General features: G+C 68.4%; 21 protein-coding genes. 19 read left to right on the forward strand and 2 right to left on the reverse strand.

Going from position 1 to position 20546, the window contains the following annotated elements; genetic code table 11:
• Position 1: 1 nt before the first annotated feature.
• From ACLJRL_RS03650 to ACLJRL_RS03690, 9 genes are all read left to right on the forward strand, one after another.
• Positions 2-859: an MlaE family ABC transporter permease gene (locus ACLJRL_RS03650; protein ID WP_410654540.1), complete on the forward strand. Its 858-nt coding sequence runs from the start codon at positions 2-4 to the stop codon at positions 857-859.
• Complete coding sequence (locus ACLJRL_RS03655) at positions 856-2172, forward strand: MCE family protein (protein WP_410654541.1); 1317 nt, start codon at positions 856-858, stop codon at positions 2170-2172. Before ACLJRL_RS03650 ends, ACLJRL_RS03655 begins: the two co-directional genes overlap by 4 nt.
• A 154-nt stretch (positions 2173-2326) precedes the next feature.
• Positions 2327-3364: an MCE family protein gene (locus tag ACLJRL_RS03660; protein WP_410654542.1), complete on the forward strand. Its 1038-nt coding sequence runs from the start codon at positions 2327-2329 to the stop codon at positions 3362-3364.
• Positions 3361-4392 carry an MCE family protein gene (locus ACLJRL_RS03665; RefSeq protein ID WP_410654543.1) on the forward strand — a complete coding sequence of 344 codons (1032 nt, stop codon included), beginning with the start codon at positions 3361-3363 and terminating at the stop codon, positions 4390-4392. The genes ACLJRL_RS03660 and ACLJRL_RS03665 overlap by 4 nt, the downstream gene beginning before the upstream one ends.
• Positions 4389-5579, forward strand: a complete 1191-nt coding sequence (locus tag ACLJRL_RS03670; RefSeq protein WP_410654544.1) for an MCE family protein — start codon at positions 4389-4391, stop codon at positions 5577-5579. The genes ACLJRL_RS03665 and ACLJRL_RS03670 overlap by 4 nt, the downstream gene beginning before the upstream one ends.
• Positions 5579-6799 carry an MCE family protein gene (locus ACLJRL_RS03675; protein WP_410654545.1) on the forward strand — a complete coding sequence of 407 codons (1221 nt, stop codon included), beginning with the start codon at positions 5579-5581 and terminating at the stop codon, positions 6797-6799. The genes ACLJRL_RS03670 and ACLJRL_RS03675 overlap by 1 nt, the downstream gene beginning before the upstream one ends.
• Positions 6796-8031 carry an MCE family protein gene (locus ACLJRL_RS03680; RefSeq protein WP_410654546.1) on the forward strand — a complete coding sequence of 412 codons (1236 nt, stop codon included), beginning with the start codon at positions 6796-6798 and terminating at the stop codon, positions 8029-8031. Before ACLJRL_RS03675 ends, ACLJRL_RS03680 begins: the two co-directional genes overlap by 4 nt.
• Entirely contained in the window at positions 8031-8519 is a 489-nt protein-coding gene (locus tag ACLJRL_RS03685) for a hypothetical protein (RefSeq protein ID WP_410654547.1), read from the forward strand. The genes ACLJRL_RS03680 and ACLJRL_RS03685 overlap by 1 nt, the downstream gene beginning before the upstream one ends.
• Complete coding sequence (locus ACLJRL_RS03690; RefSeq protein WP_410654548.1) at positions 8516-9010, forward strand: hypothetical protein; 495 nt, start codon at positions 8516-8518, stop codon at positions 9008-9010. The genes ACLJRL_RS03685 and ACLJRL_RS03690 overlap by 4 nt, the downstream gene beginning before the upstream one ends.
• An 8-nt stretch (positions 9011-9018) precedes the next feature.
• On the opposite strand, the gene ACLJRL_RS03695 is transcribed toward ACLJRL_RS03690, so the two are convergent.
• A complete protein-coding gene (locus ACLJRL_RS03695; RefSeq protein WP_410654549.1) occupies positions 9019-9540 on the reverse strand; it encodes a hypothetical protein in 522 nt (173 codons plus the stop codon).
• A gap of 184 nt (positions 9541-9724) precedes the next feature.
• On the opposite strand from ACLJRL_RS03695, the gene ACLJRL_RS03700 reads away from it, so the two are divergent.
• From ACLJRL_RS03700 to ACLJRL_RS03710, 3 genes are all read left to right on the forward strand, one after another.
• The gene (locus tag ACLJRL_RS03700; protein ID WP_410654550.1) at positions 9725-10969 is read left to right on the forward strand and encodes an aminotransferase class I/II-fold pyridoxal phosphate-dependent enzyme; all 1245 of its coding nucleotides are present in this window, start codon (positions 9725-9727) and stop codon (positions 10967-10969) included.
• Between the two features lie 87 nt (positions 10970-11056).
• The gene (locus ACLJRL_RS03705) at positions 11057-12013 is read left to right on the forward strand and encodes a ferritin-like domain-containing protein (RefSeq protein WP_410654551.1); all 957 of its coding nucleotides are present in this window, start codon (positions 11057-11059) and stop codon (positions 12011-12013) included.
• A gap of 65 nt (positions 12014-12078) precedes the next feature.
• On the forward strand, positions 12079-13194 hold the full coding sequence (locus ACLJRL_RS03710; RefSeq protein ID WP_410654552.1) for an FAD-dependent oxidoreductase: 1116 nt from the start codon (positions 12079-12081) through the stop codon (positions 13192-13194).
• A 193-nt stretch (positions 13195-13387) separates the two neighbouring features.
• On the opposite strand, the gene ACLJRL_RS03715 is transcribed toward ACLJRL_RS03710, so the two are convergent.
• On the reverse strand, positions 13388-15184 hold the full coding sequence (locus ACLJRL_RS03715; protein WP_410654553.1) for an AMP-dependent synthetase/ligase: 1797 nt from the start codon (positions 15182-15184) through the stop codon (positions 13388-13390).
• Positions 15185-15310: 126 nt separating this feature from the next.
• Here ACLJRL_RS03715 and ACLJRL_RS03720 point away from each other — a divergent pair, with 126 nt between their 5' ends.
• Genes ACLJRL_RS03720 through ACLJRL_RS03750 form a run of 7 tightly spaced genes read left to right on the forward strand, consistent with a single transcriptional unit; the run spans position 15311 to position 20511 of the window.
• Positions 15311-15721, forward strand: a complete 411-nt coding sequence (locus tag ACLJRL_RS03720) for a polyketide cyclase / dehydrase and lipid transport (protein ID WP_410654554.1) — start codon at positions 15311-15313, stop codon at positions 15719-15721.
• 51 nt (positions 15722-15772) lie between these two features.
• Positions 15773-16561, forward strand: coding sequence for a metallophosphoesterase family protein (locus ACLJRL_RS03725; protein ID WP_410654555.1), 789 nt, complete (start codon positions 15773-15775; stop codon positions 16559-16561).
• A 26-nt stretch (positions 16562-16587) separates the two neighbouring features.
• Entirely contained in the window at positions 16588-17028 is a 441-nt protein-coding gene (locus ACLJRL_RS03730; RefSeq protein WP_410654556.1) for an SRPBCC family protein, read from the forward strand.
• A gap of 15 nt (positions 17029-17043) precedes the next feature.
• Positions 17044-18237: an ArsA family ATPase gene (locus tag ACLJRL_RS03735; protein ID WP_410654557.1), complete on the forward strand. Its 1194-nt coding sequence runs from the start codon at positions 17044-17046 to the stop codon at positions 18235-18237.
• Positions 18234-18653: a hypothetical protein gene (locus ACLJRL_RS03740; RefSeq protein WP_410654558.1), complete on the forward strand. Its 420-nt coding sequence runs from the start codon at positions 18234-18236 to the stop codon at positions 18651-18653. Before ACLJRL_RS03735 ends, ACLJRL_RS03740 begins: the two co-directional genes overlap by 4 nt.
• A 15-nt stretch (positions 18654-18668) precedes the next feature.
• Positions 18669-19628 carry an ROK family protein gene (locus tag ACLJRL_RS03745; RefSeq protein WP_410655150.1) on the forward strand — a complete coding sequence of 320 codons (960 nt, stop codon included), beginning with the start codon at positions 18669-18671 and terminating at the stop codon, positions 19626-19628.
• Positions 19629-19632: 4 nt separating this feature from the next.
• Entirely contained in the window at positions 19633-20511 is an 879-nt protein-coding gene (locus ACLJRL_RS03750; RefSeq protein WP_410654559.1) for an NUDIX domain-containing protein, read from the forward strand.
• Positions 20512-20546 lie beyond the last annotated feature (35 nt).

Here is a 20546-nt window from a genome sequence, read left to right on the forward strand (position 1 = left end):
CATGAAAGCCGCACCCCCCGACAACCCGGTTTCGGACCGGACGCTTGAAATCATCGCGCGCCCGGGCGCGAGCCTGGAGGGATTCGGGCGGCAGCTCTCGTTCTACTTCCGGGCGCTGGCCTGGACACCGCGCACGATCCGGCGCTACGGCCGCGAGATCTTCCGCCTGCTGACCGAAGTCAGCTTCGGCACCGGCGCGCTCGCGGTGATCGGCGGGACGCTCGGCGTGATGATCGGGATGACCCTGTTCACCGGCCTGATCGTCGGCCTGCAGGGCTATTCGGCGCTGAACCAGCTCGGCACCGCCGCGCTGACCGGGTTCATCTCGGCCTACTTCAACACCCGCGAGGTCGCGCCGCTTTCGGCCGGGCTCGCGCTTTCGGCCACCGTCGGCTGCGGGTTCACCGCGCAGCTGGGCGCGATGCGGATCTCCGACGAGATCGACGCGCTCGAGGTGATGGGCGTGCCGAGCATGCCCTACCTCGTGACGACCCGGGTGATCGCCGGCGTCACCGCGGTCATCCCGCTCTACGCCGTCGGCCTGCTCTCGTCCTACCTCGCCTCACGGCAGATCACCATCTGGCTCTACGGCCAGTCCGCGGGCACCTACGACCACTACTTCACGCTCTTCTTGCCGCCCGAAGACGTGCTGTGGTCGTTCCTCAAGGTGATCATCTTCAGCGTGCTCGTCATTCTTTCCCATTGCTACTACGGCTATACCGCCAGCGGTGGGCCCGCCGGGGTCGGCGTCGCGGTGGGCCGCGCGGTGCGGACGGCGATCGTGCTGATCTCGGTGCTCGACTTCTTCCTGAGCCTCGCGATCTGGGGCGCGTCGACGACGGTGAGGATTTCCGGGTGAACAGGGGAATTCTGCTGCAGCGGCTCCGGCACCAGGTGCTGGGCCTGATCTTCCTCGTGGTCGTCGCGCTGTTCTTCGTCACCACGATCGCCTTCTACGAGAAGGCCTTCACCACGGTGACGCTGGTGAAGCTGGAGACCGACCGTATCGGCAACCAGATGCGGGAAGGCGCGGACGTCAAGGTGCGCGGGATGGTCGTCGGCGAGGTGCGGACGATCCAGGCCCGCGGCGACCACGCGACGATGGAACTGGCGCTGCAGCCGGACAAGACGTCGGTCATCCCCGCCAACGTGTCCGCGCGGCTGCTGCCGAAGACGTTGTTCGGTGAACGCTATGTCGCCTTGCAGATACCCGAGAAGGCGGAACGGCACATCGGCGAGGGCGACGTCATCCCGCAGGATCGCACCAGTGCGGCGATCGAACTGGAAACCGTGCTCAGCAACGTGATGCCGTTGCTGCAGGCGGTACAGCCGGAGAAGATGGCCAGCACGCTGAACGCCGTCTCGTCCGCTTTGGACGGTCAAGGCAAACGGCTCGGCGAGACGCTGGCGGGGCTTTCGGACTACCTCGGCAAGGTGAACCCGTCCCTGCCGGACCTGAAGGCCGACATCACCGGACTGGCCAACGCCGCCTCGATCTACGACAAGGCCGCGCCGGATCTGCTGGCCGCACTGTCGGATCTGACCACCACCAGCAAGACCCTGGTCGAGAACCAGCGAGGCCTCGCCGACCTCTATTCGACGGTGACCGCGGCCTCGATCGACCTCACGAGCTTCCTGAAGGTCAACCAGGACAACCTGATCCGCCTCACCACGAATCTGCAGCCCACTTTGGACGTCCTCGCGAAGTACGCGCCCGAGTACCCCTGTCTGCTCAAGCAACTGGCCGAATCGGTGCCGCGCGCGGAACTCGCGTTCGGCAAGGGCACCGCGCATCCCGAGGTCAGCCGGGTGACCATCGAGTTCACCCCGAGCCGCGGCAAGTACCTGCCCGGCGTCGACGAGCCCCAGTACAACGACAAACGCGGCCCGCGCTGCTACCCGCAGGTGCCGACGCCGGGACGCTGGCCGCAGTACCCGCCGGACGGCGCGATCGACGACGGTTCGTCCAAACCCGCGCCGCCGCGCGATCCGGACGGCACCCTGCCCTCCGGCGGGGGAGCGGGAGGTTCGGTGGTGAACACGCCGGACGAACAGCAGCTGATCGACCTGCTCGTGTCGCCGGCCATGGGCACGACGCCGGATCAGGTGCCGAACTGGGGCAGCCTGCTCGTCGGGCCGCTGTACCGCGGCGCGGAGGTGGAACTCCGATGAGCTCCTTCACGTCGGCGCCTGCTCAGCCGAGGTTGCGAAAGCCACTTTCGCAACCTTCAACGTTGCGAAAGTGGCTTTCGCAACACGCGCGGCCCGCCAGCGGAGCGGCAGCAGCCACGGCAGCCACCGAATCCGCGAGGGAGGTGGAACTCCGATGAGATCCTTCGTCCCCGATCTGGTCAAGATCCTCATCTTCGCCGTGGTCACCGTGCTCCTCACCGCCATCCTCGGCGCCACGATCGCGAACACGAACTTCGGCGAGACCTCCGGCTACACGGCCAAGTTCACCGACGCCTCCGGGCTCAAGGAAGGCGACGACGTCCGCATCGTCGGCGTGAAGGTCGGGCAGGTCGGCAAGATCGACGTCGAAGAGGGCGAACGGAACTTCGCCCAAGTCCACTTCGACATTCAGACCTCGCACCGGTTGCCGGCTTCGGTGACCGCGACCATCAAGTACCGGAACCTGGTCGGGCAGCGGTATCTCTCGCTGGGTACCGACATCGGCGACGAGAAGTCGTTGCCGCAAGGCGGGATCATCCCGCCCGAGCGGACCAGGCCGGCGCTGAACCTGACCGTGCTCTTCAACGGGTTCAAGCCGCTCTTCCGCGCGCTGAACCCGGAGGACGTCAACAAGCTTTCCTACGAGATCATCCAGGTCTTCCAGGGCGAGGGCGGCACGATCACCAGCCTGCTCGCGCACACCGCGTCGGTCACTTCGGCCATCGCGGGCAAGGACAAGATCATCGGCGACGTGATCGCGAATCTCAACACCGTGCTCGGCACGGTCGAGAAGCGCTCGCCGCAGCTGGGCGAACTGATCGATCAGACCCAGCGGCTGGTGACCGGGCTGGCCGAACAGCGGCAGCCGATCGGGGAAGCGGTCAAGGCCTTGGGTGACCTCACGGTCGCGACGTCCGGGCTGCTCGCCGACGCGCGGCCGGCGCTCAAGGACGACGTCGCGCAACTCGGTGCCCTGTCCCAGAATCTCGGTGATTCGGAACAGCTGATCGACGATCTTCTGCAGGTGCTGCCGGGCAACCTGCAGAAGTTCACCAGGACCCTGAGCTACGGCAGCTGGTTCAACTACTACCTGTGCGGGATCTCCGGCAGCATCGGCATCAAATCGCTCAACATCGAACTGCCGATCACGCCGCTGCCCGGCACGCAGCGACCGGAGAGGTGCGGGCCGTGAAGCCGCTCAAGGAACGCAACCAGGCCGCGGTCGGGGCTGTGACGCTGATCCTGCTCGTGTTGACCGTGATGACGACGTACTTCTCCGACCGGATCCCGTTGTTCGGCAGCGGGACGACGTACTCGGCGTACTTCGGCGAGTCGGCCGGGCTCTCGCCGGACAACGAGGTCCAGGTCGCCGGGGTCAAGGTCGGCCAGGTCAGCTCGGTCGAACTGGCGGGCAAGAAGGTGCTGGTGAAGTTCCGGGTCTCCGGCGTCCGGGTCGGGGACGGCACCGCCGCCTCGATCGAGATCAAGACGCTGCTGGGGGAGAAGTTCCTGGCGCTCACGCCGAAAGGCAAGGCGAACCAGGATCCGAACGCCGTGATCGGGCTGGACCGCACGCGGACGCCGTTCGAACTGCAGGACGCGTTCCAGCAGCTGTCCGGCACGGTCGGCGCGATCGACACCGCACAACTGGCGCAGAGTTTCACCGTGCTCTCCGACGCGCTCAAAGACAGCCCGCAGTACCTGAAGGACGCACTGAGCGGGCTTTCGTCGTTGTCCCAGACGGTTTCCTCGCGCGACAGCGATCTGAAGACGCTGTTGTCCAACACCAGCAAGGTGTCGAGGACGCTGTCCGATCGCAACGCCCAGCTGAAGCGGATCCTCGACGACGGCAACCTGCTGCTCGCCGAACTGCAGAACCGGAAGGACGCGATCAGCACGTTGCTCAAGGGCACGCAACAGGTCTCGGCGCAGCTGTCCGGGCTCGTCGCCGACAACCGGCAACAGCTGAAGCCGACGCTGGAGAAACTCGGCAAGGTCACCGATGTGCTGCAGCGCAACCAGGACAACCTCAGCCGCAGCCTCGAGCTGATGGCACCGTTCGCCCGGGTCGGCGCCAACGCGACCGGGAACGGGCGCTGGTTCGAGGGTTATCTGTGCGGGCTGCTGCCGCCGACGATCATCGCGGGCGCCTTCCAGGTCAACCCGGAGGGCTGCACGCCGCCGATCGCCGCACCGAACCAGGGAGTGGGCGGACGATGACCATCCACACGCGCACAGGACGCACGCTCTACACCTGGGTCGCCTTTGCCTGCATCCTCGTGCTGATCCTGACAGCCGGGCTTTGGCTGGTGTTCAAGGACGCGGGCGGGACGCGGGTCAGCGCGTACTTCGGGAAGACCGTCGGGCTCTACGCCGGTTCGTCGGTACGGGTGCTCGGGGTGAAGGTCGGCGAGATCACCGGCGTCACGCCGCAGGGCGAGGCGGTCCGTGTCGACATGCGGATCGACGACGGCACCCCGATCCCGGCGGACGCCGGCGCGGTCGTCGTCTCGCCGAGCCTGGTGAGCGACCGGTACGTGCAGCTGACCCCGGCTTACGAGAGCGGCCCCGAAATGGCCACGGGCGCGGTGATCGCCAAGGAGAAGACGGCGACCCCGGCCGAACTCGACGATCTCTACACGAGCCTGGACAAACTCTCCACGAGCCTCGGACCCAACGGCGCCAACAAGAACGGCGCGTTGTCCGAGGTGCTCGACACCGCCGCGGCGAACCTCGGCGGGAACGGGAAGAACCTCAACACCACGGTGACGCGGCTGTCCGAACTGGCCAAGACGTTGGACGGGTCGAAGGGCGATCTGTTCACCACGGTGCAGAACCTGAACTCGTTCACCACCGCGCTGGCCGACAGCGACAAGCAGCTCAACGAGTTCTACCGCCGCGCCGCCGACGTCAGCGGTTTCCTGGCCGAGGATTCCGCGGACGTGGGCGCCGCGCTGAACTCCCTCGCGACGGCGATGGGCGACGTGGAGAAGTTCGTCGCGGAGAACAAGGACCTGCTCGCGTCCAATGTGGACAAGCTGGCCGGGCTGACCAAGGTGCTCGTGGACCAGCGGGCGTCGCTGGCCGAGGTGCTCGACATCGCGCCGACCGGGGCGACGAACTTCATCAACTCCTACGACGCGGCGTCCGGCACGATCGCCGTGCGGGACAACCTCAACGAGCTGACCCACCCGCCGATCCTGACCGTCTGCCGGCTGATCAGCGCGGGTACGCCCAAACCGATCCCGGACACGCTGGGGAACATCTGCAAGAAACTCGCGCCCGTCCTCGACGGCACGCTGAAACTGCCCTCCGTGCCGCAGGTGCTGGCGTCCCTGCAGAACGGGGAACTGCCGCCCCTGCCGCTCCCGCTGGTGGACGTCCTGACCAAGGGAATTCCGAAGTGATGCGCCGCGGCCGTCCGATGGTGGCGGGAGTGCTGGTGGCGGTACTCGGGCTGAGCGCGTGCAGTGACGGCGGGTTTTCGGGGCTGTACAACACCCCGCTGCCCGGCGGCGCGGATCTCGGCGAGCACCCTTACCGGCTCTCGGCGCAGTTCTCCGACGTGCTCGACCTGGTGCCGCAGGCGAGTGTGAAGGTCAACGACGTCCCGGTCGGGCGGGTCGAGAAGATCGACCTCGCGCAGGACACCCGCTCGGCGTGGGTGACCATGGTCGTCAACGGCGACATCGCGCTGCCCGCGAACGCACGCGCCGAACTGCGGCAATCGAGCCTGCTGGGCGAGAAGTTCGTCGATCTGCACGCGCCGTCCGAGGTCAAACCCGAGGGGGCGCTCGCCGAGGGCGCGAAGATCCCGCTGGACCGGACGAACCGCAACCCCGAGGTCGAAGAGGTCCTCGGCGCGCTTTCCCTGCTGCTCAACGGCGGCGGGGTCGAGCAGATCCAGAAGATCAGTCACGAGCTGAACGAGGCGCTCACCGGCAACGAGGCCGAGGTCCGCGCGCTGCTGTCGCATGTGGACAAGCTGGCCACCGAACTCGACGGGCACAAGGGCGAGATCCTGCGGGCCATCGACGGCCTCGACAGGCTGTCCAAGACCCTGGTCGGCCAGACACAGAACCTGACGAACGCGCTCGACAACCTTTCGCCGGGGCTCAAGATCGTGACCGAGCAACGGGATCAGCTCGTCGGCATGCTGCAGTCGCTCAACACCCTTTCCGGCGTCGCGACCGACACGATCAAGGCGAGCGGTGACCAGCTGGTGGCGAACCTCCGCGCGTTGCAGCCGACCCTGAAGAAGCTGACCGAGGCGGGCCAGGACCTGCCGACCGCGCTGCGGATCCTGCTCACCTACCCGTTCCCGGACTACGCGGGCAACGTGATCAAGGGTGACTACGCCAACGTGGAAGCCAAGATCGACCTGAACCTGGACACGTTCCTGGAGAACATGAACAACTCGTCGCAGCCGATCATCCAGCTGCCCGGCGCGAACGGGACCGGCACTCCCGGCGCGATCCCGTTCACCAACGGCACCGCCCCGCCGGTGCTTCCGCTGCCCACCGGTGATCTCCCGCTGGTTCCCCAGACCCCGCAGGGGCAGGGCGGAGACGTGCTGGGCGGCGTCCTCGGCGGGATTCTCGGGCCGATCCTGGGAGGTGGCGGATGATCACACGCAAGACCAAGATCCAGCTGGCGGCGTTCCTCGTCATCGCGGTGGTGTCGGTCGTCTACGCGGGCGGCAAGTACGCGGGCCTGGACCGGCTCTTCGGCACCCGGGGCTACCTCGTCACGGCGCAACTCGTCGACTCCGGCGGGATCTTTGTCAACGCCGAGGTCGCCTACCGCGGTGTCGCGGTCGGCAAGGTCGCGTCGATGACGCTCACCGAACACGGCGTCGACGTCGGCCTCGACATCGATTCGGGCGCGCCGAAGATCCCCGCCGACACGAAGGCCGCGGTCGCGAACCGGTCGGCGGTGGGGGAGCAGTACGTCGATCTGCTGCCCCTGCACGAAAACGGGCCGTACCTGGCCGAGGGTTCGGTCATCACCCGTGACCGGACCTCGATCCCGCTCGGGCCGGACACCGTACTGTCCAATCTGGACAACCTGGTGTCGAGCGTGCGGCCGGAGTCGCTGAAGACCGTCGTCGACGAGACCTACGAGGCGTTCGCGAACGCCGGCCCGGATCTGCGGCAACTGCTGGACAGCACCGGTTCCCTCACCGCGACGGCGACGCAGTACCTGCCCGACACCCAAGGCCTGCTGGCGAGCTCGCGGACGGTGCTGGACACGCAGCAGCGCCAGGCGGACAACATCACGAAGTTCTCCAGCGGGCTCAAGACGATCGCCGCGCAGCTGAAGACGTCCGACCCGGATCTGCGGCGGGTGATCGACGAGGCGCCGAAACTGAGCCGCCAGATCAGCGACGTGCTCGCGGTGTCCGGGACCGACCTCGGGGTGCTGTTCGCGAACGCGCTCACCACCGCCCAGATCACCTCCGCCCGGACGGACGCGATCGAGGAACTGCTCGTCGCGTACCCGATCATCTCGGCGTTCTCGAAGTCGACGTCGCCCGACGGCACGGGGCATCTCGGCGTGGTGTTCAACTTCTTCGACCCGGCCTCGTGCACCAAGGGCTATGAGGGCACGAAACAGCGTCCCGCCAACGATCTCACCGAAGCACCGGTCAACATGCAGGCCTACTGTGCCGAGCTGCCAGGAAGCCCCACCGGCGTGCGGGGCTCGCAGAACGCCCCCTACGCCGGGAAACCGCCCGCCGTCCCGGAGCGGCCGAAGCAGACCGCGCAGGCGGCGGAATCCGCGCAGCTGCCCGGAGTGCTGAGCCTGCTCACCGGGTCCGGGCCGGGCGGACTGGGCTCGCTGCTGGGCGGCAAGTAGTGCTGACGCGCGCTCTCACCGTTATCGCCGCGTTGGCCGTCCTCGCGGCCGCCTGGTTCGGCTGGTCGTGGTGGAGCGCCGCGGGGGACGAGGGCCTGGCCCGCGGCCGGGAACGGGAGGCCGTCCTCGCCGCCGCCTCGGGTCAGCTGGAAGTGCTCAACACCATCGACTACCGCAGCGGCGCCCACGACGTCGACCGCTGGCTCGGAGTCACCACCGGACGGCTCGGCAAGGACCTCACCGGCGACCGGAAGATCCAGATCGACCGGGCGACCACGAGCAAGACCGTCGCGACCGCCAAGCTCAAGCAGGCCGCGGTCACCGAACTCGACGCCGTCGCCGGCACGGCGCGGCTGATGGCCGTGCTGGACGTGAAGGTCAGCACCGGCGGCGGGACGGCTGCGCCCAAGGTGAGCAGACTGACCGTGGACTACCAGCGCGTCGAGGACGGCTGGAAGGTCAGCGCGGTGCAGGCGGCCGGGTCATGACGGCGCGGATACCGCGGATCCTGGCCGCGATCATCGCGGTGGCCACCGGATGCGCCGTGTGGTTCGGGCTCCAGGCGTCTTCGCTGGGCTCGGACGGCAACGCGGCGATGGTGGACCAGGCCGCCACGGCCGAGGTCGCCGATCAGGTCGGCGCCGGGGTGAAGGCCGTCTTCTCCTACGACTACAGCAATCTCGCCCGGACCGAACGGGCAGCGGCCGACGTCCTCGTCGGCGACGCGACCGGCCAGTACCGGGACCAGTTCGCTTCGGCGCGCAAGCGGGCCGAAGAACAGAAGCTCGTGCGGACCACGACGGTCCGGTCGCTCGGCGTCTCGTCGTTGCGGGGCGATCAGGCCGAGATCCTGCTGTTCCTCGACCAGCAGACGCTCACCACGGCCGGCGGCGCCCCCCAGTCTTCGGTCGCCCAGCTGTCCGTTTCGGCGGTCCGGATCGACGGCCGCTGGAAGATCTCGCGGCTGACCCCGCTCTGAATCCGGTTTTACGAGATTCGTTTCATGTTCGCCCCGGTGATGGCGCCGCCGGAAACGGTGTAGGAACCGGAGAAAGTCCGCAGCGAACCATCGGTCTGACGGGCGGAAAGATCGACGTACACCGTCTTCCCGCTCACGCTTGTCACAGTGACAGCCGCCCAGGACGTAGTCGCGAATCCCTTGGCGTAGGAGGCGAGAGTGCCGCCTTTGGCCAGCCTTTGCCCGCCGAGATTCCACGCGGTGGGGAAATCACCCCGGTTGAGCGCGTCGTAGTAGGCGATCACCGTCTGCGCCAACGGAACCGCGGGTACGGGCGCGGGTGCGGGATAGATCGTGTGCGTCGTCGGCGGTGCGGCATAAACCGTCTGCGGTGGGATCGCGACCACCGGTGGCTGGACCACTATCGTGCTCGGCGGAGCGGCCACGACGACGGCGGGTGTCGCCGTACCCTGATTCGGTACCGCGCACGCGGCCAGTGTGCCCGCCGCCATTATCGTCCCTGCCGCCCAGTTCTTCACTTTCATTGCCATGCCCCTCGTTTCTCACCTTTTCGTTCGTATAACCGAGAATGCGAGAAAAGCGGCCGGGCCACTAGAGGATTAGGCCTCGTTACGAATAGTGGAAAACACGACGGAACCGTTATGGGATCTTGTGCGGCGCGGGCGTAGGCCACCCTCGTCTCACGCCGATCCGCCGCCGGGTTTAGCGTTAGGCATGACCACTGCACCTGTCGATGTCGAGAGCGCTCGCCGGGACTACACGGCCCTCGTCGACCGTGGCCTCTCCCTGGACATCACCCGCGGCAAGCCGTCCCCCCGCCAGCTGGACCTCGCCGACGGACTGCTCGGCCTCCCCGGAGACGTGCGCAAGGCCGAAGACGGCACGGACGTCCGCAACTACGGCGGCCTCAAGGGCCTGCCCGAGCTCCGCCGCATCTTCGCCGGACCGCTGCAGGTCCCGGCCGAGCAGCTGCTGGCCGCGGGCAACGCCAGCCTGGAGCTGATGCACGACGCGATCGTGCAGGCCTACCTCAGCAAGCTCCCCGGCGCCGAGCGCCGCTGGGCCGACGAGGAGCGGATCGTCTTCCTGTGCCCCGTCCCGGGCTACGACCGCCACTTCGCGCTGGCCGAGCGCTTCGGCATCGAGCTGGTCCAGGTGCCGCTCACCGAGACCGGCCCGGACATGGACGTCGTCGAGCGCCTCGTCGCCGAGGACGCCGCCGTCAAGGGCATCTGGTGCGTGCCGAAGTACAGCAACCCGACCGGCGTCACCTACAGTGACGACACCGTGCGCCGCCTGGCCGCGATGGCCACGGCCGCCCCGGACTTCCGGATCTTCTGGGACAACGCCTACGCCGTGCACCACCTCACCGACGTCGAGGTGCCGCTGGCGGACCTGTTCGCGCTGGCCGCCGAGGCGGGCAACGCCGACCGCGTCTTCGTCTTCGGCTCGACCTCGAAGGTGACCTACGCCGGTGGCGGCGTCGGCTTCTTCGGCGCGTCGGAGGCCAACCTGGCCTGGTGGATCAGCCTGATCGGCAAGCGGACCATCGGCCCGGACAAGGTCAACCAGCTCCGGCACGCGCTGTTCCTGCGCGACGAGGACGGCGTCCGGGAACACATGCGCAAGCACGCGGGGCTCATCGGCCCGAAGTTCGCGGCCGTCGACGAGATCCTCACCAAGGAACTGGGCGACTCCGGCCTCGCGTCCTGGACCAAGCCGACCGGCGGGTACTTCATCTCGCTGACTGTGTCCGCCGGGACCGCCAAGGAGGTCGTGCGGCTGGCCAAGGAGGCGGGCATCGCCCTGACCCCGGCCGGTGCGACGCACCCGTACGGCGACGACCCCTCCGACGCCGTCATCCGGATCGCCCCGACGTATCCTGAGCTGGCCGAAGTCGAAGAGGCGATCCGCGGTCTGGCCGTCTGCGTTCGCCTTGCCGCGGCGACGAAGAAATAAGTTCGAGATCTTTTCCAATCCGGTTCACGAGTGGTTCCGAACGTCCGAGTGGGTGGGTGTACACCGCAAGGACGAGAGGAACCACTCGTGTTCGGAAAGCCGTTCGTTCGTACCCTGATCTCCCGTAGTGCCGAGAACCGTACGGACCGTCGCCGGTTCTTGAAGGCGGCCGGCGCGGCGGGGCTCGGTGTCGTCGGCGCGACCTATCTCGGGGTACAGGCCACCTCGTCCGCTTCGGCGACGGGTGACGCGGCCGCGGAAGCCGCCGCGGCGGGCGCCCCCAGTGACGCGGCCGTGCTCAACTTCGCGCTCAACCTCGAATATCTCGAGGCCGAGTTCTATTCCTTCGCCGTCCACGGCCGAGGGCTGCCGGACGACATCACCGGCGGCGTCGGCACCCAGGGCGGGGTGGTCGGCGGCAAGAAGGTGATGTTCCACGACAAGGCCCTGCACCAGTTCGCGAAGGAGATCGCGGGCGATGAGGTCGCCCACGTCAAGTTCCTGCGCACCGCGCTGGGCGAGGCCGCCGTCTCCCGGCCGGAGATCGACCTCAAGGACAGCTTCACCGCCGCGGCGCGGGCGGCCGGGCTGATCAGCGAGTACCAGCAGTTCGACCCGTTCGCAAATGAGAAGAACTTCCTGCTCGCGGCCTACCTGTTCGAGGACGTCGGCGTGACCGCGTACAAGGGCGCGGCCCCGCTGATCACCAACAAGACGTTCCTGGACGCGGCCGCCGGGATCCTGGCCGCCGAGGCCTACCACGCCGCCACCATCCGGGTCGCGCTGTTCGACCGCGAGCTCGGCGACGCGGCGGCCAAGATCTCCAACGCCCGCGACGCCCTCGACGGTCCCGGTGACGACGACCAGGGCATCGTGCTCGGCAACCAGGCCAACATCGTGCCGACCGACAACAACGGCATCTGCTTCGGCCGCAGCGCCGACCGGGTGCTGAACATCGTGTACTTGAACCCGGGTCCGGTGAAGGAGGGCGGGTTCTTCCCCAAGGGTGTGAACGGAGACATCGTCGCCAGCGGCGGCGCGTGATCCCGGCTGTCGTGTCGCCGTTTCCCGGTATCGTCGGGTGACGGCGACACGACAGGGGGTTCGCGGTGAAGGCTGTGATCATCGGCGGCGGTATCTCCGGCACGGTGACCGCGATGGCGTTGCAGCGGGCCGGGATCGAGGCGAGCGTCCACGAGGCGTACCCGTCGGGCGGTGAGGACGCGGGCGCGTTCCTCACGATCATGCACAACGGCATGGACGCGCTGCGGGCGATCGGTGCCGAGGCGCCGGTGATCGAGAGCTCCTTCGCCGCCGTCGGGCTGGAACTCGTCACGCCGGACGGGCGGACCGTCGAGCGGCGTTCATTCGACGTAGACAGCACTGACGGCCTCGCGGGCCCGCGCACTTTGACTCGCGCGGCGCTTTATCGCGCGCTGCAGGAGGAAGCGATCTCGCGGGGGATCACCTTCGAGCGCGGGAAGCGGCTGGTTTCCGCCTCGCCGGGGACCGCGCGGTTCGAGGACGGGACTTCGGCCGAAGGCGACATCCTGATCGGTGCCGACGGTCTGCGTTCGGTCGTCCGGAACCTCATCGACGCTTCGTGCCCGCCGCCGCGTTCGACGGGCCTCGACGTCGTCTACGGCTATACGACAGACAAGAGCGTCCCGCAGGCGCCGTCGCTCTATCGGATGATCCAGAGTCAGCACGCCTTCTTCGGCTACACCAGCACTCCCGACGGTTCGACCTACTGGTTCGCGCGGTTGCCCACCGCTGAAGGCGTCCGGGTCGGCCTCACACCTGCCGAGTGGCGCACGACGGCCTTCGCGGCCTTCGACGGGGAACCGTTGCCCGCGGCGGAAATCATCGGTTCGACGGGCGACGACGTCTTCGGCGGTCACTCCTACGACGTGCCTTCCACCCCGGTGTGGTGGAACTCCTCGATGGTGCTCGTCGGGGACGCGGCGCACGCTGCTTCGCCGGCCGCGGGGCAGGGGGCGTCGATGGCGCTGGAGGACAGTGTCGTGCTGGCCCAGTGCCTGCGCGATCTTCCCGACGCGCCAACGGCTTTCGCGGTCTACGAACGGCTGCGGCGGGCGCGGGTGGAGAAGCTGGTGGCGAGCAGCGCCGCGGTGTCGACGGGGACGACGTCGGACGAGGGCCGGAACTGGCTCTACCAGCACCACATCGAGTGGGACGCGAAGATCGAGACACCCCGCGTTTAGTCCTCTGCTTGCGGCGTGACTCGCGTGATCAGGCACGGAACTCACGTGACTGGATGCCGAACTCGTGTGTACGGCGTCTGATCACGCGAGATCCGTCTCTGATCACGTGAGTGCGGTGCCGCGCCACAAAGTACGTGAAGGCCCCCTTCCCTACCTTGAGCGTAGGGAAGGGGGCCTTCACGTACTTGAGAAGCTACTTCTTGTAGAGCGACTCGATGTCGTTCGCGTAGTTCTTGTTCACGATGTTGCGCTTCAGTTTGAGGCTCGGCGTGATCTCGCCGCCGGCCTCGGTGAAGTCCCTGGAGAGGATCGTGAACTTCTTGATCGCCTCGGCCTGCGAAACCACGCTGTTGGCCTGATCCACGGCCTGCTGGACCTCGGCGCGCAGTTCGGTGTCGGCGGCCAGGTCGGACACGGTCGCGTCGGCGGGCTTGTTGTGCTGCGACTTCCAGGACGGGAAGTACTCCTCGTCGATGGTGATCAGCGCGCCGATGAACGGCCGCTGGTCGCCGACGACCATCGCCTGGCTGATCAGCGGGCTGGCCTTGATGGAGTCCTCGAGCCCCGACGGCGCGACGTTCTTGCCGCCCGCGGTGACGATGATCTCCTTCTTGCGCCCGGTGATCTTGAGGAAGCCGTCGCTGTCCAGTTCGCCGAGGTCGCCGGTGTGGAACCAGCCGTCTTCCAGCGATTCGGCGGTGGCCTCGGGGTTGTTGAAGTAGCCGCCGAAGACGACGTCACCCTTCAGCAGGATCTCGCCGTCGTCGGCGATCCGCACCGAGGTGCCGGCGACCGGCCTGCCGACGGTGCCGACGCGGAACCCGTCCTGGGTGCCGACGCAGGCCGCCGCCGAGGTCTCGGTGAGGCCGTAGCCCTCGAACACCGGGACGCCGATGCCGCGGAAGAAGTGCGCCAGCCGCACGCCGAGCGGGGCACCGCCGGACACCGCCGCGACACAGCGACCGCCGAGGGCGGCCCGCAGCTTGCTGAAGACGAGCTTGTCGAACAGCGCGTGCTTGACCTTCAGGCCGAGCCCGGCGCCGCCGGTGTCCTGAGCCTGGCTGTAGGCGACGGCGGTGGCTTCGGCGGCGTCGAAGATCTTGCCCTTGCCGTCGCCGTGGGCCTTCTGCTTCGCGCTGTTGTAGACCTTTTCGAACACGCGCGGCACGGCGACGACGAACGTCGGCCGGAAGGTGCCGAGGTCGGCGACCAGGTTCTTGACGTCCGAGGTGTGCCCGAGGGTCACTCGCGCGCTGAGCGCGGTCACCGCGATGGCGCGGGCCAGGACGTGCGCCAGCGGCAGGAACACCAGTAGCGAGTTGCCCTGTTCCATCAGCTGCGGGAACGCGGCGATGTCGGCGCGGATCTCCGCGAGCAGGTTCCGGTGGGTCAGCTCGACGCCCTTGGGGCGGCCGGTCGTGCCTGACGTGTACACGATCGTGGCGAGGTCGCCCGCCTTCACCGAACGGCGCCGCTCGTGCAGGTCGTCGTCGCTCAGTACGGCGCCCTGGGCGGTGAGATCGTCGATGACGGGGTTGGCGGCCTCGATCTGCCAGGTGTGCTCGAGCGTGTCGAGGCGCCCCTTGACGCTGTCCAGCGTCGCGACGTGCTCGTCGGTCTCCACGAACACGGCCTTGGCCGCCGAGTCCGAGAGGATCCAGTGGACCTGCTCGGCCGAGGAGGTGTCGTAGATCGGGACGGTGACCGCTCCGGCGGCCCAGATCGCGAAATCGATCAGGGTCCATTCGTAGCGGGTCTTGGACATGAGCCCGATCCGGTCGCCCGGAGCGATACCTGCCTGTGCCATTCCCTTGGCGACGGCGAGAACCTGAGCCGCGAATTCTTTCGCGGTGATGTCCAACCAGGTACCGTCGACCTGACGGCGGAAACTCACGACATCGGAGAACCGCTCGGCGTTCGCCCAGACGACGTCGGCGAGGTTCTCGTCGTCGGTCACCGGATTGGCGGCGGGAGCGCTGTATTCGCGCACGAGGAACCTCCGTGTTCGCGTGCAAGTGGTGTGACCGGTGTTACCCGCCAGTCAACTTAGCGTGTCGTGCACCTTAAGACCATGCTGACGAATCGGCCATACCCAGGGCATGACATTCTGCCGCGTGTGAACCAGGCGCCGCCAGCTCTCGACCTCGTTGACGAGACCTTCATCGTGGTCCCGCCGTCCACCGTGGCCGCCGCTTTCGCCGATCCGCGATCTTGGTCACGTTACTGGCCGGACCTCGTTCTCGAGGTCTACACCGACCGTGGGGACAAGGGTTTGCGCTGGACCGTGCGCGGAGCCTTGATCGGTACCATGGAGGTGTGGCTCGAGCCCGTGCTCGACGGCACCCTGCTGCACTACTTCCTGCGCGCCACCCCCGCCGGACCGGACGGGGAGCCGCGCGCGCTGGCGCCGCGGGACCTGCGCCGCGAGTTCGACCGCAGAGCCCGTGCCGCGAAAGGGATCGCGCTCGGGCTCAAGGAAGTCCTGGAGGACGGCCGCGAGCCCGGTATCGGCCCGCGGGCCGGCTAGGGGCACGGGGAAGCCCGGCGCAGGAAGCCCGGGGAAGCACAGGGGAGCGGGATGCGGGTTCACGTGGTGTCGGACGTCCACGGCAACGCCGACGCGCTCAAACGCGCGGGCGACGGCGCCGACGCGTTGGTCGTGCTGGGCGATCTGCTGGACTTCGTCGACTACCGCGAGCACGACAAGGGCATCATGGGCGCGCTCTTCGGCGCCGAGAAGGTGGGCGAGTTCGCGCGGCTGCGGCGTGAGGGCACTCGTGATGAGACCGTTGCCTTTTCGCGATCGTTGTGGGCCACTTTGGCCGATCCGGCGGCCGCCGTCGGCGAGGCGATCCTGGATCAGTACGCGACGCTGTTCGGCGCTCTGACGGCGCCGACGTACGCGACTCCGGGCAACGTCGACGACCCGTCGCTGTGGCCCCAGTTCGCCGGCGACGGCATCCAGGTCCTCGACGGCGAGGTCGCCGAATTCGGCGGATTGCGATTCGGTTTCATCGGCGGCGCGTTGCTCCCCCCGAACGTCGTCCCGCGGCGCAACGGCTTCTGGCGGCCGTACCTGCGCACCCGCGAGGAGTACGACGTCGCGGTGAGCGCGCTCGAAAACGTCGACGTCCTGTGCACGCACATCCCGCCCGCCATCCCCGACCTGACCTACGACGTGATCGCGCGGCGTTCGGAGATCGGGTCGGCGGCGCTGGTGGACCTCATCCGTGAGCAGCGGCCCCGGTGGTCGCTCTTCGGCCACGTCCACCAGCCGCTGACGGCGCGGACCAGGCTCGGCAGGACCGAATGCCGTAACGTCGGTCACTTCAAAGAGACGGCACAGCCATACGTGCTTCGCTGGTGACCGTCGGTCCCGGCTAGGCTGCGTTCATGGCCGAGCAGTCCACGCAATCCATCGAGGTCGACGCCGAGCCCGAGCGGGTGATGGCGGTCATCGCCGACTTTCCCGCGTACCCGGAATGGGCCAAGGCCGTCCGGCAGACCGAGATACTCGGCGAGGACGACAACGGCCGCGCCAAGCAGGTGAAACTCACCCTCGACGCCGGTCCGATCAAGGACGTCTACACCCTTGAGTACGACTGGGACGCCGACGGCCAGGGAGTCAGCTGGCACCTGATCAAGGGGCAGATGCAGAAGGCCCAGAACGGCCGCTACGCCCTCGAAGCGCTGGGCGGGGGCCGTACCAAGGTGACGTATACGCTGTCCGTCGAATTGGCGCTGCCGATGATCGGGCTGCTGCGCCGTAAGGCCGAGAAGATGGTCATGGACACCGCGCTCAAGGAGCTCAAGAAGCGCGCCGAAGCATCCTGAGTTCGAAAGGTAGGCATGCGGATCCTGCTTTTCACCGGCAAGGGGGGTGTCGGTAAGACCACGCTGGCCGCGGCGACGGCCGCGGCACTGGCCGGCCGGGGCAGGAAGACGCTCGTGGTCTCGACCGATCCCGCGCATTCCCTCGGTGACGCCTTCGGCCGCGCGCTCGGCGCGGAACCGTCCGAAGTGGACGTTGTGCCCGATGGCCCCTCCGCGTGGGGGAGTACGTCGGGGCTCTTGCACGCCGCGCAGATCGACTCACGCAGCCTCGTCGACAGCACCTGGCGCGAATTGCGTCAGGAGATCCAGACCGCGCTCGCCGGAGCGGGCCTCGACTCGCTCGACGCCGAAGAGCTGACCGTGGTGCCCGGCGTCGACGAACTGCTCGCCCTCACCGAAGTCCAGCGCCTCGCCGAACACGGTCCCTGGGAGACGGTCGTGGTCGACTGTGGCCCGACCGCGGAAACGCTGCGCCTGCTGGCTTTGCCGGAAGCCGTCTCGGGCTACCTGACCCGGATGTTCGGCTGGCAGGCCAAACCGGGCGCGCGAAGGACGGCGGCCGCGGTACGGCGGCTCGGCGCGCACCTGGAGTCGCTGCGCACGCTGCTGACCGATCCGTCGGTGACCACCGTCCGGCTGGTGCTGACGCCGGAACGCGTCGTCGTCGCCGAAGCCCGCCGCACCCTCAGTTCCCTGGCGCTGCGCGGGATCCGGGTCGACGGCCTGATCGTCAACCGGCTGATGCCCGCGCCCGGGTTCTGGCGCGGTGCCGCGGCTTCGTGGATGCGGACCCGGCGGGCGCAGCAGAACGTCGTCCTCGCCGAACTCGCCGAGGCCGGCTTCGGGCCGGAACTGGTGAAGCCCGTCGAGCATCGCGCCGTCGAGCCGGTCGGGCTCGAGGCACTGCAGGAAATCGCGTACGAGCTTTACGAAGGCCTGGATCCCTTGACCGGCAACGGAAAGGGTGTTACCCCACTGCTCCAGGTGTCCGAATCGGACGAGGGCTACCGGCTGCGGATCACCGTGCCGCTGCACCGCGATTCCGAAGTGGACCTGGCCAGAGTGGACGATGATCTCGCCGTCACCGTGGACGGTTTCCGGCGGCTGATCGCGCTGCCGGAGATGTTGCGCCCGTGCCGGATCACCGGTGCGGAATCCGACGCGCACGGCCTGGTCGTCAGCCTGGCCGGGAACCGGGGACCCGGGTGAGCGAGCACAGCGAGAACACCGGACCAGGGCAGCTCAAACTGGCCGAAGAGATCCGCCTGCTGGTGGAACTGGTCGTCGAACACGCCGCGCCCTGGCTGGAGGGGCTCATCTCCGCCGGTCACGGCTGCCCTGAACACGAGCCCGGCTCCTGGTGCCCGCTGTGCGCGATCGTCGAGATCTTCCGCGGCGAGCGCCCCGAGTTCGTGGCCCGCCTGATGGAGCAGGCCGCGCAGCTCGTCGCGTTGCTGCGGGCGGTGCTCGCGGACCGCTGGGAGCCCGAGGGCGGGGTGCACATGCCGGGGTTCCAACCTGCGGGTAAACCCGCCGCGCGGGAAGATTCGCCGGTGGGAGCTTCGCGGGTCCAGCACATCACGGTGACCAGGCGCGATGCTTGGCAGCCTGATCGGGAGAACTGAGTGCTGACGGTAGGGGTGGACGTCGGGGGCACGAGCGTGCGCGCCGGCGTGGTGGACGAGCACGGCTCGCTGATGGACACCGCCAGGGTGGGCACCCCTGGCGAGGAGAACGCGCTCGAAGACGCCATCGCCGGCGTCATCGAAGACCTCCGCAACCGCCATGACGTCTCCGGCGTCGGGCTCGCTGTCGCGGGGTTCGTCGCGAAGGACCGGCGGACGGTGATGTTCGCGCCGCATCTGTCCTGGCGCGACGCCCCGGTCGCCGAGCGGATCGAGAAGCGCGTCGGCCTCCCGGTGACCTTGGAGCACGACGCGAACGCCGCCGCCGTCGGCGAGTTCCGGTTCGGGGCCGCGCGGGGTGCGCACGTCGCGGCGCTGATCGCGCTGGGCACCGGGATCGGCGCCGGTCTGCTGCTCGACGGCAAGATCTACCGGGGCGCGTACGGCGTCGCGCCGGAACTCGGGCACCTGACGGTCGTCCCCGGCGGGCGGGCCTGCCCGTGCGGGAAGTACGGCTGCTGGGAGCGGTACTGCAGCGGGACGGCGCTGGCCGCGACGGCGGTGGAGCTGCTCGCGCGGCATCCCGGCCGGTCGACGGTGCTGGCGCGGGAGACCAGGGGAGACCCGGGTTCGGTGACCGGGCGCCGCGTCGCCGGTGCCGCCCGCGACGGCGACCCGATCGCCCAGCGCGCGATGACCGAACTGGCGAAATGGCTCGCCGAAGGACTGGCGCTGGTCGCCGACGTCTTCGACCCCGAGATCATCGTGATCGGCGGCGGGGTGTCCGAATCGGCGCCGCTGTTCCTCGACGAGGCGCGTGAGCATTACGCGGGCAAGATCACCGGCGCCGGGCACCGGCCGCTGGCGCGGATCCGCACCGCGCACCACGGGGACGACACCGCCATCGTCGGCGCGGCGGCACTGGCCGTCGACGCGGCGAAGGCTCCCGGCGCCGAGGTCGGTGTGACAGGCTGAGACGGTGACCCGCCCACACGGCAACGGCTTCGTGAAGTGCGACTTCGGGCATCTTCACTGGGGCCTGAACGGTGCCGCCGGGCTGTTGCTGTCCGATCCCGAACGCGGTGTCCTCCTGCAACGCCGCGCCTGGTGGGTCCACCACGGGCGCACCTGGGCGCTGCCCGGCGGAGCGGTCGAGGCGGGGGAGAGCCCGCGCGAGGCGGCCACCCGCGAGGCGCACGAGGAAGCCGACGTCCCGCCTGAGGGCGTCCGTCCGCTCGCCGCGTCGCGTGTGGACCATGGGAATTGGCGCTACACAACGATTTTGGCCGCACCGATCGGCAGGCTCTCGGCGCGGGTGAAGAACGCGGAGAGCGCGGAACTGCGCTGGGTCCCACCGGACGAGGTCGCGGCTTTCCGTCTGCACCGCGACTTCGCGGCGGCCTGGCCGGGATTGAGGGAACACTTGGATCGCAGCCTGGTACTGGTGGTCGACGGCGCCAACGTCGTCGGTTCGAGGCCGGACGGCTGGTGGCGTGACCGGCGCGGGGCCGCGGAACGGCTGCGGGACAAGCTCGCGACGCTGGCCGAGACCGGGTTCTCCGATCCGGCGCTGCCGAGTGGCGGGGAGTGGTCGTGGTGGCCGAAGGTCGTGCTGGTCGTCGAGGGCAAGGCCCGGGGCGTCGAGCCGGTGTCCGGTGTCGAGGTCGTCGACGCCGAGACCGACGGTGACTCGAAGATCGTGGCCGTGGCGCGGGAAGCCCGCGCCGCACGGCCGGATGACCACGTCGTCGTCGTGACCGCAGATCGCGAACTACGCTCCCGCGTCGAAGCCCTGGGCGCCGCCACTTTCGGCCCCGCCACCCTCCTGACGCACCTCGACCACCTCGACCGCAAGTAGTCCTCTAGTCGCGGTAGTCAGACGTCGAACTATCG

Origin of the sequence: Amycolatopsis sp. lyj-112 (genome assembly GCF_046549055.1) — a bacterium.
Lineage (GTDB): Bacteria > Actinomycetota > Actinomycetes > Mycobacteriales > Pseudonocardiaceae > Amycolatopsis.

What these genes read in the sequence shown, in the direction of transcription:
- ACLJRL_RS03650 (WP_410654540.1), top strand. Translation starts at nt 2, where the DNA reads ATGAAAGCCGCACCCCCCGACAACCCGGTTTCGGACCGGACGCTTGAA.
- ACLJRL_RS03725 (WP_410654555.1), top strand. Translation starts at nt 15,773, where the DNA reads ATGCGGGTTCACGTGGTGTCGGACGTCCACGGCAACGCCGACGCGCTC.
- ACLJRL_RS03695 (WP_410654549.1), bottom strand. Translation starts at nt 9,540, where the DNA reads ATGGCAATGAAAGTGAAGAACTGGGCGGCAGGGACGATAATGGCGGCG.
- ACLJRL_RS03675 (WP_410654545.1), top strand. Translation starts at nt 5,579, where the DNA reads ATGCGCCGCGGCCGTCCGATGGTGGCGGGAGTGCTGGTGGCGGTACTC.
- ACLJRL_RS03735 (WP_410654557.1), top strand. Translation starts at nt 17,044, where the DNA reads ATGCGGATCCTGCTTTTCACCGGCAAGGGGGGTGTCGGTAAGACCACG.
- ACLJRL_RS03690 (WP_410654548.1), top strand. Translation starts at nt 8,516, where the DNA reads ATGACGGCGCGGATACCGCGGATCCTGGCCGCGATCATCGCGGTGGCC.
- ACLJRL_RS03680 (WP_410654546.1), top strand. Translation starts at nt 6,796, where the DNA reads ATGATCACACGCAAGACCAAGATCCAGCTGGCGGCGTTCCTCGTCATC.
- ACLJRL_RS03660 (WP_410654542.1), top strand. Translation starts at nt 2,327, where the DNA reads ATGAGATCCTTCGTCCCCGATCTGGTCAAGATCCTCATCTTCGCCGTG.
- ACLJRL_RS03670 (WP_410654544.1), top strand. Translation starts at nt 4,389, where the DNA reads ATGACCATCCACACGCGCACAGGACGCACGCTCTACACCTGGGTCGCC.
- ACLJRL_RS03730 (WP_410654556.1), top strand. Translation starts at nt 16,588, where the DNA reads ATGGCCGAGCAGTCCACGCAATCCATCGAGGTCGACGCCGAGCCCGAG.
- ACLJRL_RS03700 (WP_410654550.1), top strand. Translation starts at nt 9,725, where the DNA reads ATGACCACTGCACCTGTCGATGTCGAGAGCGCTCGCCGGGACTACACG.